General features: G+C 74.4%; 11 protein-coding genes. 4 read left to right on the plus strand and 7 right to left on the minus strand.

What is annotated here, in order from left to right; all coding sequences use genetic code 11:
- Positions 1–29: 29 nt before the first annotated feature.
- The 5 genes from ACGFIZ_RS06230 to ACGFIZ_RS06250 form a co-directional block, all read right to left on the minus strand.
- Positions 30–3,677, minus strand: a complete 3,648-nt coding sequence (locus tag ACGFIZ_RS06230) for an adenylate/guanylate cyclase domain-containing protein (protein ID WP_393416356.1) — start codon at positions 3,675–3,677, stop codon at positions 30–32.
- Positions 3,674–4,471, minus strand: a complete 798-nt coding sequence (locus tag ACGFIZ_RS06235; RefSeq protein WP_393416358.1) for an MBL fold metallo-hydrolase — start codon at positions 4,469–4,471, stop codon at positions 3,674–3,676. The genes ACGFIZ_RS06230 and ACGFIZ_RS06235 overlap by 4 nt, the downstream gene beginning before the upstream one ends.
- Positions 4,472–4,592: 121 nt before the next feature.
- The gene (locus tag ACGFIZ_RS06240) at positions 4,593–5,054 is read right to left on the minus strand and encodes a RidA family protein (protein ID WP_393416360.1); all 462 of its coding nucleotides are present in this window, start codon (positions 5,052–5,054) and stop codon (positions 4,593–4,595) included.
- Between the two features lie 31 nt (positions 5,055–5,085).
- Complete coding sequence (locus tag ACGFIZ_RS06245) at positions 5,086–5,241, minus strand: DUF4177 domain-containing protein (protein WP_013736319.1); 156 nt, start codon at positions 5,239–5,241, stop codon at positions 5,086–5,088.
- A gap of 81 nt (positions 5,242–5,322) precedes the next feature.
- Complete coding sequence (locus ACGFIZ_RS06250; RefSeq protein WP_393416362.1) at positions 5,323–5,793, minus strand: hypothetical protein; 471 nt, start codon at positions 5,791–5,793, stop codon at positions 5,323–5,325.
- Between the two features lie 715 nt (positions 5,794–6,508).
- Here ACGFIZ_RS06250 and ACGFIZ_RS06255 point away from each other — a divergent pair.
- The 3 genes from ACGFIZ_RS06255 to ACGFIZ_RS06265 are packed head-to-tail and all read left to right on the plus strand — an operon-like array spanning position 6,509 to position 9,326.
- Positions 6,509–7,096, plus strand: coding sequence for a hypothetical protein (locus ACGFIZ_RS06255; RefSeq protein ID WP_393416466.1), 588 nt, complete (start codon positions 6,509–6,511; stop codon positions 7,094–7,096).
- Positions 7,097–7,143: 47 nt separating this feature from the next.
- Positions 7,144–8,121: an ArsA-related P-loop ATPase gene (locus tag ACGFIZ_RS06260; protein WP_393416364.1), complete on the plus strand. Its 978-nt coding sequence runs from the start codon at positions 7,144–7,146 to the stop codon at positions 8,119–8,121.
- 56 nt (positions 8,122–8,177) lie between these two features.
- Positions 8,178–9,326: an ArsA family ATPase gene (locus ACGFIZ_RS06265; protein ID WP_393416366.1), complete on the plus strand. Its 1,149-nt coding sequence runs from the start codon at positions 8,178–8,180 to the stop codon at positions 9,324–9,326.
- A gap of 6 nt (positions 9,327–9,332) precedes the next feature.
- Here the strand turns inward: ACGFIZ_RS06265 and ACGFIZ_RS06270 are convergent, their stop codons facing one another.
- On the minus strand, positions 9,333–9,653 hold the full coding sequence (locus ACGFIZ_RS06270) for a WhiB family transcriptional regulator (protein WP_145773991.1): 321 nt from the start codon (positions 9,651–9,653) through the stop codon (positions 9,333–9,335).
- 400 nt (positions 9,654–10,053) lie between these two features.
- On the opposite strand from ACGFIZ_RS06270, the gene ACGFIZ_RS06275 reads away from it, so the two are divergent.
- Positions 10,054–12,507: a penicillin-binding protein gene (locus tag ACGFIZ_RS06275; protein ID WP_393416368.1), complete on the plus strand. Its 2,454-nt coding sequence runs from the start codon at positions 10,054–10,056 to the stop codon at positions 12,505–12,507.
- A 78-nt stretch (positions 12,508–12,585) separates the two neighbouring features.
- On the opposite strand, the gene ACGFIZ_RS06280 is transcribed toward ACGFIZ_RS06275, so the two are convergent.
- Positions 12,586–13,041 carry a GatB/YqeY domain-containing protein gene (locus tag ACGFIZ_RS06280; protein WP_347666851.1) on the minus strand — a complete coding sequence of 152 codons (456 nt, stop codon included), beginning with the start codon at positions 13,039–13,041 and terminating at the stop codon, positions 12,586–12,588.
- Between the last annotated feature and the right edge of the window lie 24 nt (positions 13,042–13,065).

A 13,065-nucleotide genomic window follows, 5' to 3' on the forward strand; every position in this document is an offset into this window, starting at 1 on the left:
GGATGTCCGCATCGGCGGAACCGGCAGACTCAGGACGCGGCACGCCCGCCCGGGTCGGCCGTCGCCGCCAGCCGGTCCCGCAGCGCGTCCGCCGCGGCCCGCTCGCTGCGCTGCTCCGTCGCGTACGCCAGGCGGACCGCCTCGTCGGCGCTCGCCAGCGCCTCGGCGGAGCGGCCGTCGGCGGCGAGCGCCTCGGCCAGCACGCTCGCCGCGATCACCTGGCTGCGCACGTCCTCGGCCGGGGCGGCGACGGCCCGCTGGGCCCAGTCGAGGGCCTGCTCGCGCTGGCCGTGCGCGAGCAGCGCGTCGGCGTACCGGGCCATGGTCTGGCGGCGGGAGAAGAGCATCGACGGCGCGTTGGCGGCGGCGGTGGCCACCGGGGCCAGCAGCCCGACGGCGGTGGCCGGGTCACCGGCGGCCAGCCGGGCGGTCGCCAGCAGCACCCGGGGACCCACCTGGACGGGCGCCTGCGGATTGTGCGGCTCGACGGCGGTCAGCACCGCGCGGGCCGCCTGCTCGGCCGTCTCGTGGTCGCCCAGGTCCAGCGCCACGAAGCCGCGCAGCGTGCCGGCCATCCCGGTGAGCAGCGGGTGCGAGGTCTGCTCGGCGTACGACACCGCGTCGGTGAGCAGGTCGGCCGCGTGTTCCGGCTCGCCCAGCCCCCGGGCGACCGCCCCGCGCACCACCAGGGCGAAGCCCTGCCCCCAGTCGTCGGAGACCGCGGCGAAGTCCCGGTACGCCCGGCGGGCCGCCCGGTCGGCCTCGGCCAGCTCGCCCAACTCGGCGGCGGCGAACGCCTCGACCGCGCGCAGCGTGCCGACCGCCCACGCCTCGCCGACCCGCTCGCCGAACGGCAGGAACACCCGCGCCATCCGGCACGCCTCCCGCAGCCGGCCGGCGAGCAGCCGGGCGAACGCGGTGGTGCCGCGCAGCCACGCCCGCCCGTACGGGTCCTTCAGCTCGGCGAAGAGCCGGGCGGCCCGGCCGAGCACGGCGTCCGTACCGGCGAAGTCGCCCCGGGTGGTGGTGACCCAGGCCAGGTTCTGCAACGACCAGGCCTGCCCGCGCCGGTCCTGCGACGTGAGGCTGACCTGGTACGACGCCGCGAGCCGGCTGCTCGCCTGGCTCAGCCGGCCGGCGATGAAGTCGGCCATGCCGAGCCGGCGCATCGCCGAGGCGCGCAGGTTCGGCAGTTCGCCGGCCGTGGCCACCTGCAACGCCTCCTGCCAGCAGGCCGTCGCCCGGGCCTGGTCGCCCAGCGTCTGGTGGGCCTGGCCGGCCAGCAGCAGGGCGCTGGCCCGGGTGCCCGCCTCGTCCCCCGCCTCGTCCCCCGCGTTGGCGGCGATCTTCTCGGCGTACGCGAGCGCGTCGGCCGCCCGGCCGACCTGGAGCAGGGCGCGGGCGTGCAGCACCCGCAGTGCCGCGGGGACCGCGCCCCGGGCCAGCTCGGTGGCGCGCTCGGCGTACTCGACGGCGGCGGCCGGCTCCCCGGCCTGCAGCGAGCGGCGGGCGGCCCGGCCCAGTGCGGCCACCCCCAGCGGGCCGACCGTGCGGGCCGGTGCGTCCGGGCGCAGCTTCACGGCGTCGGCGAGGGCGGCCGCCCGCTCGACGTGCTCGGCGACGAAGGCGTCCCGGGCGGCGTCGCCGAACCCGCCCGGGGCGGCCGGCTCGCCCGGGGCGGCCGGCCCGCCCGGCTCGCCGGGCGCGGCCCAGCGGGCCAGCGCGGCGTGCCGCTCGGCCAGCTCGGCCTTGCTCACCCCGGAGTACGCGGCCTCCCGCATCAACGGGGTGGCGAAGGCGTACCCGGCACGGGTGCGGTGCAGCATCCGGCGTTGCAGCAGCTCCTCGACGGCCCGTTCGAGCTCGACGGCCACCACGGCGGCGGGCCGGCCGTCCCGCCCGGCCCGCTGCTCGCGCAGCGCCGTCAGGGCCCCGCCCGGTACGGTGTCGCCGACGACGGCGGCGTCCCGCAGCACCGACCGGGCGTCCGCCGGCAGCGCGTCGATGCGCGCCGCGAGCACGGCGGCGAGGTCGCGGGAGAGCAGCCGGCTGCCGAGCGAGCCGGGGGCGAGCCGCCAGGTGGCGCCACCCGACCCGCCCCGCTCCGGGCCGACGGTCAGCGCGCCCCGCTCCATCAGCAGGGTGACCAGCTCGGCCAGGTAGAACGGGTTGCCCTGGGCGGTGGCGAGCAGCCGGTCGGCGTCGGCCTGCGGCAGCTTCCCGCCGCCGAGGTAGCTGGTGAGCAGCCGCGCCGCGTCGGCACCGCGCAGCGGGGGCAGGGCGTGCACCTCGGCCTCCGAGACCCGGGTGAGCGCCCCGGCCGTACGGACCAGCTCGGGGCGGCCCAGCAGCAGCACCAGGACCGGCCCGGCGAGGCGGTTGAGGGTCAGCGCGAGCGCCTTGATGGTCTCGGCGGTCGCGTCGTGCAGGTCGTCGACGACGATCACCAGCGGCGCCTCGCCGGCCATGGCGGTGAGCAGGGCGGCCACCGCGTTCGGCACGGCCTCCGCGTCCGCGGGCGGCTGGGCGCCGGCCCACTCGCCCTGGTCGGCCGGGCCGGCGCCGGGCAGCTCGGCGTACCCGAGCAGGGCCAGCAGCTGGTCGGCGGCGACCGGCGCGGGGTCGTCGCGCAGCCGGCCGAGACGCTGGTTGAGCCGACGCAGGCGCTCCTCGACGGCCGGCCGGGTCAGCGCGGTGGCCGGGTCGTTGGGCAGGCCGACGGCGGCCCGGACCAGGTCGGCCAGCGGGGCGAGCCGGCGACGCTCGCCGAACGCGGCGCAGCGCACCGAGAGCACCCGGGCGCCGCTGTGCGCGGCGTACCGGCCGGCGCCGACGTCGTAGCCGGCGGCGAGCCGTTCCACCTCGGCGGCGAACCGGGACTTGCCGATCCCCGCCTCGGCGGTCATCAGCAGCACCCGCGGTTCCGCCCGGTCGATCACCTCGGCGAGCCGGCCGGCGACCCGGCCGATCTCGGTCTCCCGGCCGACGAACGGCGCCTCGTCGCCCAGGCCCGACCGGGTGCCCGGGGCGTCCAGCAGCCCGAGCAGCTCGTACGCCTCGACCGGCTCGCGCTTGCCCTTGAGGCGCAACGGCCGCAGCGCCCGCCAGGAGGCCACGTGCCGGGTGGCCGCCGAGGTGCGGGCGCCCGCGTAGACCGCGCCGACGGCGGCGGCGTCGGCGAGCCGGGCGGCGGTGTTCACCGTGTCGCCGATGACCGTGTACTCGATCGCCGCCTGGATGCCGGCGATCACGTCCCCGGTGTTCAGCCCGACCCGCAGGCCCAGCGGCGCGCCGCCGCCGCGCTCGTCGTCGAGCACCCGGCGCACCGCGCGCTGCATGGACAGCGCGGCGCGGACGGCCCGCTCGGCGTCGTCCTCGTGCGCGACGGGCGCGCCGAAGACCGCCATGATCCCGTCGCCGGTCAGCTTGTCGACGTGCCCGCCGAACGTCTTGACCGCGCCGGCGAGGGCGGCGAGCACCCGGTCGGTGACCGCGCCGACCCGTTCCGGGTCGAGGTCCTCGGACCAGGAGGTGAAGTCGGACAGGTCGCCGAAGAGCACGGTGACCACCCGCCGCTCGGCGGCGGGCAGGGTGGCGGCGGCCGGCAGGGCGGCGCCGCAGTTGTGGCAGAACCGGGCGCCGGGCACGGCGACCGTCCCGCACACCGGGCAGGTCACGGCCGCTCCGCCCCGAGGTACTCCAGCTGGGCCCGCACCGACCACTCGGCGGCCCACCAGAGCGCACGGTCCACGTCGGCGTACACCTTGGCCACCACCTCGCCGGCGGTGGTCGCCCCCTCGGCGACGGCCTGCCGCACCTGGTCGAGCCGGGCCCGGCGGTGGGCGAGGTAAAACTCGGCGGCGACGCCGCAGTCGGCCAGCGCCGGGCCGTGCCCGGGCAGCGCCGGCACCCCCCGGTACGTCGAGAGCAGCTCCAGGCTGGCCAGATAGTCGCCGAGATGGCCGTCGGGGTGGGCCACCACGGTGGTGCCCCGGCCCAGGATCGTGTCGCCGGTCAGCACGACCCGCTCGTCGCCGCGCGCGACCAGGAAGCAGACCGAGTCGGCGGTGTGCCCGGGGGCGGGGACCGCGGTGACGGCGAGGCCGGCCTGGTCGAGCGGGGCGTTCGCGTCGAGCGGCCCGCCGCCGTGGCAGTGCGCGGGGTCGACGGCCCGCACGGGCGCACCGCCGAGCAGCTCGCGCAGCCGGGGCGAGCCCTCGGTGTGGTCCGGGTGCCCGTGGGTGATCAGCACCGCGGCGACCGGGCCGTGCGCCGCGATCGCGGCCAGGTGGCCGTCGTCGGCGGGCCCCGGGTCGACCACGACCGCCGGCTCGCCGGGCCCGGACCGCAGCACCCAGGTGTTGGTGCCGTCGAGGGTCATCGGCCCCGGGTTGGGCGCGCGCAGCAGCGTCACCCACTCCGGCAGCTGGCCAGCCAGCGCCGCCACGGCTCCCGTGATGTGCCCGGTCATGCCAGCGATCGTACGACCCCGACCGCCACTCCCCGCGATCTTGCAGTTCCGGCCCCTGGTATGTGCCCGTTCACGGCTTTCGCCCGGGCCGCCACCGCAGGACCGCGGGGTACGGGACGGGTCAGGCGACCTCGACGATCAGTTCGAGCTCGACCGGGGCGTCCAGGGGGAGCTCGGCGACGCCGACCGCGGAGCGGGCGTGCCGGCCGGCCTCGCCGAAGACGGCCCCGAACAGGTCGGACGCGCCGTTGATCACGGCCGGCTGGCCGGTGAACCCGGGCGCGCTCGCGACGAAGCCGCCCACCTTGACGATCTTGACCACGTTCTCCAGGCCGACCAGCGCGTCCACGGCGGCGAGGGCGTTCAGCGCGCACCGCGCGGCCAGGTCCTTGGCCTGCTCGGCGGAGACCCCGGCGCCGACCTTGCCGGTGGCGAGCAGCTTGCCCTGCGCCATCGGCAGCTGACCGGAGACGTAGACGTGCTGCCCGGACTGGACGGCCGGCACGTAGCTGGCCACCGGGGGCACCACCTCGGGCAGTTCGAGCCCGAGTTCGGCGAGCTTCGCGTGCGGTCCGTTACTCATGCCGCCACCTCGCTTCGTCCGCTCATGCCACTCATGCCTTCGGCCGCTTGAGGTACGCGACGAGCTGCTCCGGGTTGGGACCGGGGACCACGGAGACGAGTTCCCAGCCGTCCTCACCCCAGTTGTCGAGGATCTGCTTGGTCGCGTGGACCAGCAGCGGGACGGTGGCATATTCCCACTTCTGCATCGGCGCAGGGCTCCCTAGGAGGCGACGAGTTACCGGGCACAGCCTACGATCCGGCGCCCGCCGTCCGACGCGGGACGCCGCTCACCGGGCGGCCGGTGGTTCCCCGCAGGCACCCTCGTGGTCGTACGGCTGGGGACAGCGGGACCGGTCCGGCATCAGCAGGTCGCAGAAGACGCGGTGGCGGTTGTTCTGGTCGTCGGCGGTGGAGACGGTGGTCTCCCCGGCGTCCAGCTCGCGCAGGAAGCCCAGCGAGACCGCGACCGTGCCGGCCAGCGCGGTGGCCGCCGCCAGGTCCGCGACCCGGATCGGCAGGTGGATGACGTAGCCGGGCCCCTCGTCGTCCGTGGACCGCTCGGCCGGTCGGCTCAGCACGCGCAGCGCCTCGCCCTGGTCGGCGAACCGCCGGTACGACCGCTCGTTGACCGGGTACGGCCGCTCGGCCGGCTGGCCGGTGGCCGGACCCTCCTCGTCGACGGAGGGGGTGCGCCGGTTCCGGCTGGCGCTACCGACGGGTGGAAACTGGGCTCGGGAGATGTTGTCCGTGTCGCGCATGCACTGCCTCCGGCCTCTCGCCTGATCAGGTCGCCATCAGGCTCGGACCATCCGTCCGGTCCGCACCCGCACGCCGGCCACAACGTAGGACCGATGCCGGACCGGAACAACAGGGCGCGCATGGAAGGCTACGAGAAGTCACATATGCGACACTTCGCGAGTCCGGCACCCGACGGCACCGGGCGCGCTCGCGCGATCCACCGTCGGCGTGGCCGGCCCGGGGACCACCCCGGGCGGCGGTTCACCGCTACCCTTCCCGTCGGAGGGGCGCGCAGGACGGCCCCCTTCGTCCGACCAGCCCGTCGCGTCCGGTGCGGACGTCGACGCGCCGCACCCCCGGGGGACCGACATGACCCAACCACCCAACGGCGCCACCGGAACGCCCGGCGACCCGCCCATCGGCGACCGCGCCCCGGAACCGTTCGGCAGCCCCGTTCCCCCGGCTCCGCCGGGCGCTCCCGCGGGCTCCCCGGTTCCCCCCGGTCCGCCGGGCACCTTCCCGGGCGGCCCGGATCCCGCCGGCCCCCATCCGGCCGCTCCGGGCTTCGGCGGCGCCCCGGCCACCCACGGTGGTCAGCCGTCCCCCGGCCCGGGCCATGCGCCGCCGCCCAACGGGCCGTTCGCCGCGCCGCCGCCCGGTGCGCCGGGCCATGCGCCGCCGCCCAACGGGCCGTTCGCCGCGCCGCCGCCCGCCGGGCCGCAGCCGGGTACCCTACTGCCCGGCCCGCCCCAGCCCGGCGGGCCCCAGGCGGGCTTTCCCCAGGCGGGCTTTCCCCAGCCCGGCCCCCCGCAGCCCGGCGCGCCGGGAGCCGTGCCGCCGGGATACCCGCCGTACCCGGCACCGGCACCGGCCCAGCCGCGAAAGAAGCGGGGTGTGCTCATCGCCTCGATCGTGCTCGCCCTGGCCGTCCTGCTCTGCGGCGGCGGTGGCGTCGCCGCGTTCCTGACCCTGCGCAACGTCGAGAGCGGGGAGGGCGCGAAGGAGCCGACCGCCGCGGTGCAGAACTTCCTCGCCGCCGTCTACCAGGAGCGGGACGCGAAGAAGGCGGCCGGCCACGTCTGCTCCGCCGCGCGGGACGACAAGCAGATCGCGGCGAAGGTGGCCGAGGTCAAGCGGTACGCCGAGGAGCACGAGGGCGCCCGGTTCCGGTGGACCGCTCCCAAGGTGGACAACCAGACCGACGACCGGGCGACCGTCACCACCAAGGTGACCATGACCACCTCCGACGAGAAGGTGGCCGAGCAGGACCTGCGCTTCACGGTCGTGCAGCAGACCGGCTGGTGGGTCTGCGAGATCGCCTGACCCGGGCGGAGCCGCCGGGGGCGAGGCCGAGTGGATAGGCTCGACGGGTGCGAGCAGCTGAGCGGCCGGCCGACCCGGCCGGTACGGAGTGGGCGGCCCGGCTCCACGTGGTGACCGGCAAGGGCGGCACGGGCAAGACCAGCGTGGCGGCGGCCCTGGCGTTGGCCCTGGCCACCGACGGTCGGCGCACCCTGCTGGTCGAGGTCGAGGGGCGGCAGGGCATCGCCCAGCTCTTCGGCACCGATCCGCTGCCGTACGAGGAGCGGCACCTCACCGACGCCCCCGGCGGCGGGGAGGTCCGGGCCCTGGCGGTGGACGCCGAGGAGGCCCTGCTGGAGTACCTCGACATGTTCTACAAGCTCGGCGCGGCCGGCCGGGCACTGCGCAAGTTCGGCGCGATCGACTTCGCCACCACCATCGCCCCCGGCCTGCGGGACGTGCTGCTCACCGGCAAGGTCAAGGAGGCCACCACCCGTACGGCCGGCCCGCGCCGGGCGTACGACGCCGTGGTCCTCGACGCGCCGCCGACCGGGCGGATCGGCCGGTTCCTCAACGTCACCGCGGAGACCGCCCGGCTGGCGAAGGTCGGCCCGGTCAAGACGCAGAGCGAGGGGGTCGCCGCGCTGCTGCGCTCCCCGATCACCGCCGTGCACGTGGTGACGCTGCTCGAGGAGATGCCGGTCCAGGAGACGGTGGACGCGATCGCCGAACTGACCCAGCTCGGCTTCCCGGTGGGGCGGGTGGTCGTCAACGCGACCCGGCCACCGCTGCCGGCGGGGCGGGTGGTGAGCTCGGCCGAGCTGCGGCGCGGGCTGCTCGCGGCGGGCCTGCCGGCGGACCGGGCGACCGTCGCCGGGCTCGCCGGGGAGGCGCGCGACCAGCTGATCCGCCGGGAGCTGGAGGACTCGCTCCGGGCCGACCTGGTGGAGCTGGGGCTGCCGCTGATCGAGTTGCCGTTGCTGCCCGGCGGGGTGGACCGGGCGGGCCTGGAGACGCTGGCGCGGGCGCTCGTCCGGGCGGATTGACTCACACTGGCGCCGGCACGGCACAGCGAGGCCCGGGAGCCCGATACGCTCGATTGGTGCCTTCCGAAGACGCGGCGACGCAGCTGGACGTCGACCAGATCCTCGCCGACCCGGACGTACGGATCGTGGTCTGCTGCGGGGCGGGCGGGGTGGGCAAGACGACCACCGCCGCGGCGCTCGCGCTGCGGGCCGCCGAGCAGCACGGCCGCCGTACGGTGGTGCTGACGATCGACCCGGCCCGCCGGCTGGCCCAGTCGCTCGGCCTCACCGAGCTGGACAACACGCCCCGGCAGGTCAAGGGCATCGACGCCGAGGCCAGCGGCGGCGAGTTGCACGCCATGATGCTCGACATGAAGCGCACCTTCGACGACGTGGTGCTCCAGCACACCGACCCGGCGAAGGCGGCGGAGATCTTCGCCAACCCCTTCTACCAGGCCATGAGCTCGACCTTCGCGGGCACGCAGGAGTACATGGCGATGGAGAAGCTCGGGCAGCTGCACGCGCGCGGCGAGTGGGACCTGATCGTGGTGGACACGCCGCCGTCGCGCTCGGCGCTGGACTTCCTGGACGCGCCGGCCCGGCTCTCCCGGTTCCTCGACGGGCGGATGCTGCGGCTGCTGCTGGCCCCGGCGCGCAGCGGGGGGCGGAGCATGTTCAGCCTCGTCACCGCCAGCTTCGGCATGTTCTCGCGGGTGGTGCAGAAGGTGCTCGGCGCCCAGCTGCTCACCGACCTGTCCGGCTTCGTGGCCGCGCTGGACTCGATGTTCGGCGGCTTCCGGCAGCGCGCCGAGCAGACGTACCGGATCCTGCAGGCACGGGAGACGGCGTTCCTGCTGGTCGCGGCGCCGGAGCCGGACGCGGTCCGGGAGGCGGCCTACTTCGCGGGCCGGCTGCGCGAGGAACGGATGCCGCTGGCCGGCCTGGTGCTCAACCGGGTGCACCGGCCGGCCGTGGGGTCGCTGGACGCGGCCGAGAGCCTGGCCGCCGCGCAGCGGCTGGCCGACCTCGGCGGGCACGAGGGCACCGTCGAGGTGCTGCGGGCCCACGCCGCGCTGGCCCAGCAGGCGGTACGCGAGCGGCAGGTGGCGGCCCGGTTCACCGAGGCGTTCCCGCAGGTGCCGTCGGTGTCGGTGACGGCGCAGCCCGCCGACGTGCACGACGTCGACGGGCTGCGGACGATCGGCGCGGCGGTCAGCCGGCCGTGACCGGCGTCAGCCGGTGGTGACGAGGACCTTGTCCTTGCCGGGCTTGTTGTCCTTGGCGTTCTTCTTCATGGCCGCCTCGAACATCTTCCGCCAGCTGGCGACCTGGGGGTGACGGCGCAGCAGGGCCCGGCGCTCCCGCTCGGTCATGCCGCCCCACACTCCGAACTCGATCCGGTTGTCGAGCGCGTCGGCCAGGCACTCGTACCGAACTGGGCAGCTCCGGCAGATCCGCTTCGCCACGTTCTGTTCAGCGCCCTGTACGAACAGCGCGTCCGGGTCCCCGTTCTGACACGCCGCCAGCGACGGCCAGTCAGTGATCATGCCCATGTGTACACGTCCCCCCTTGCAGTACCTACCGACTTCGCGCGACCAGCCGCCGATTCCCCCCGGTCGTCCGCCCGGCCTCCCCAGGGCGGCACGGACGACCAGCGACTCCGTCGCCGCCATCATCATGCTCTGTAGTTGGCTGATTACGCAACGTTGTCGGCTAAATCCATCATTACGGACACTCCCGGCTTCCCGGGCCTTCGGCCCCCGTCTACCCGGCCGGAGTACGTGAAAACGCTGCGCGGCCCCACCGATCGGTGGAGACTCGGCGCCGGATCCACGCAACCACGTACCGGGGTTCGTGCGTTTAGCACAACGAGGTGGGCGCGCGCAGGAAATGGGGAAAGTACGCCCCAGCGCCCCTCGTGACCTGTTCGCGTACCCTGTCGAGGTGACCTGGATGCGGAAACGTGACCACAATCTGCTGACCAACGCCGCATCGCTACTCGTCTGTGGCCTGCTGGCCGGCGTGGTGGTCGCGGCGGCGGCCTTCCCCGCGGTGGCGATGTCCGGGCTGGCCGCGAAGGCCGGCGCCGAGACCTTCGGCGCGCTGCCCAAGGAACTGACGGTGGCCCGCGCGCCGCAGATCAGCTATCTGCTCGCATCGGACGGCAAGACACCGCTCGCGACCATGTACGACGAGAATCGGCGGGACGTGAAGCTGTCCGACATCTCGCCGTACATGCAGAAGGCGATCATCGCCGCCGAGGACCACGACTTCTACAAGCACAACGGCGTCGACCTCAACGGCATCGCCCGCGCGTTCGTCAACAACCAGTCCGGCGCCAACTCCCAGCAGGGGGCGTCGACGCTGACGATGCAGTACGTCCGGCTGGCCATCGCGTACTCGGCCACCCACCCCGCCGACGTGGTCGCCGCGACCGAGGACACCAGCGCCCGCAAGCTGCGCGAGATGCGGCTGGCACTCCAGGTCGACAAGGAGTTCTCCAAGGACGAGATCCTCAACCGCTACCTGAACCTCGCCTCCTTCGGCAACGGCGCGTACGGCATCTACGCCGCCAGCCAGGTCTACTTCGGCAAGCCGCCGAGCAAGCTCACGATCGCCGAGGCCGCCCTGCTCGCGGGCATGGTGAAGGCCCCGAGCACCAACGACCCGACCACCAAGACCGGGTACCCGCTCGCCCTCGACCGGCGCAACTACGTCATCAAGAACATGGTCGAGATCGGCGCCATCACGAAGGAGGAGGCCGAGGCGGCCCAGGCCACCAAGCTGGTCGTGAAGGACAAGACCACCCCGAACGGCTGCGTCGCCACCAACAAGAAGGAGTGGGGCTTCTTCTGCGACTACTTCTACCGCTGGTGGTTGCAGCAGCAGACGTTCGGCTCGACCACGTACGACCGGGAGCGGCGGCTCAAGAGCGGCGGCTACACCATCACCACCACCCTCGACGTGCAGGCGCAGAACGCGGGCGACAAGGCCGTCCGCAGGAACCTCGGCGTGAACAGCAAGGCGGCCCGGATGGTCGCGGTCGTCGAGCCGGGCACGGGCCGGGTGCGGGCGCTGTCGGTCAACCGGAACTTCAAGATCGACGACCCGCAGCACCCGCAGAACAAGATCTCCAGCGACCCGCGGAAGGCCAGGAAGAAGATCCGGGGCAACGTCCCGAACACGGTGGTCCCGCTGCTCAGCGGCGGCGGTGACATCAAGGGCTACCAGGCCGGCTCGACGTTCAAGATCTTCACCATCGTGGCCGCGCTGGAGAAGGGCATCCCGCTCAGCTACACGATCAACTCGCCGAAGCAGTTCAAGTCCGAGTACATCATCGACAGCAGCAGTCCCGCGGCCTGCCCGGGCACGCACTTCTACTGCCCGACGAACTCCTCGGAGTCGATGGCCGGCCCGCACAACATGTGGAGCGCGTTCGGCAGCTCCGTGAACACCTACTTCGTCCCGCTCCAGCAGCAGGTGGGGGCGGAGAACGTCGTCAAGGCGGCGCAGAAGCTGGGCATCCAGTTCCGCTCCGCGGAGGACGCGAAGTTCGCCAACAACAAGGAGGCGGCGCACCAGTGGGGCGCCTTCACGTTGGGCGTCTCCGCCGCCACCCCGCTCGACCTGGCCAACGCGTACGCCACCCTGGCGGCGGACGGCAAGTACTGCGAGCCGATCCCGGTACAGAAGATCGTCGGCCCGGACGGCAAGGCCCTCGACGTGGCCAACCCGCGCTGTGAGCAGCGGATCAGCACCGAGGTCGCCCGGGCGGCCGTGGACGCCGCCCGCTGCCCCGTCGGCGACCGCTCCTCGACCTCGAGGTGCAAGGGCGGCACCGCCCGCAACGTGCGGGGAATCGTCGGGAAGCCGGTGGCCGGCAAGTCCGGCACCACCGACTCGGAGAAGACCTCCGCCCTGGTCGCGATGACCAAGCAGTACTCGGTGGCCGGCATCCAGGCCGACCCGGACTGGCCGCAGACCAACCAGAGGATGGGTCACAACGAGCCGACCGGCATCAACCCGCCGGTGTACGAGACGCTGCGCGACGCCATGAAGGGCAAGCCGGGCATCGAGTTCACCCCGCCGAGCGGCAAGATCATGGATGGCGATCAGCGCTCGATTCCCGACGTGAAGTGCGTGGACATCGAGACCGCGAAAAACCGGCTCAGGGGCGCCGGCTTCCAGCCGGTGGTCGCCTCGAACCGGGTCCCGTCGAGCTGCGCCGCCGGCAAGGCCGCCGGGACCAGCCCGACCGGGCGCACCATCAAGGGCGGCGTGGTGACCATCGAGGTCAGCAGCGGCAGCGGCAACCCGGTCAACCCGCCGGTCAACGACGGCACCGGCGACGTGCCCGGGACCGGCAACGGAAACGGCAACGGCGGCCGGCCGGGTCGCCAAGGCTGACCGACCCAGCCATCCGTGAACGGGCGGGTACCTCTGCGGGGGTGCCCGCCCGTTCACGTCACGGCATCGTCGAGAGCGTCAGAGGCCGAGCTGGCGACGTACCTCGGCGGCGACCCGGCCCCCCTCGGCCCGGCCGGCCACCGCGGCCTGGGCCGCCTTCATCGCCGGGCCCATCTGCGCCTTGCCGCTGAACCCACCCGCGGCGAGCGCCCCCGCGACCAGCTCGGCCAGCTCGTCGTCGGAGAGCTGCTTCGGCAGGTAACGCTCCAGCACGTCGCCCTCGGCGCTCTCCTTCGCGGCCTGCTCGGCGCGACCGGCGTCGGCGAAGGCGGTGGCGGCCTCGCGCCGCTTCTTCGCCTCCTTGGTCAGCACCGCCAGCACCTCGTCGTCGTCGAGCTCGCGCTTCTCCTTGCCGGCGACCTCGGCGTTGCCGACGGCCGCGAGGGCCATCCGCAGCGTGGAGGTGGTCAGCTCGTCGCGCGCCTTGAGGGCGGCGCGCATGTCGGCGGTCAGACGGTCCTTCAGCGTGCTCATGGACGGTCAAACTACCCTGAACGC

It is taken from the genome of Micromonospora sp. NPDC048830 (genome assembly GCF_043198215.1).
In the GTDB taxonomy this organism is placed as follows: domain Bacteria; phylum Actinomycetota; class Actinomycetes; order Mycobacteriales; family Micromonosporaceae; genus Micromonospora.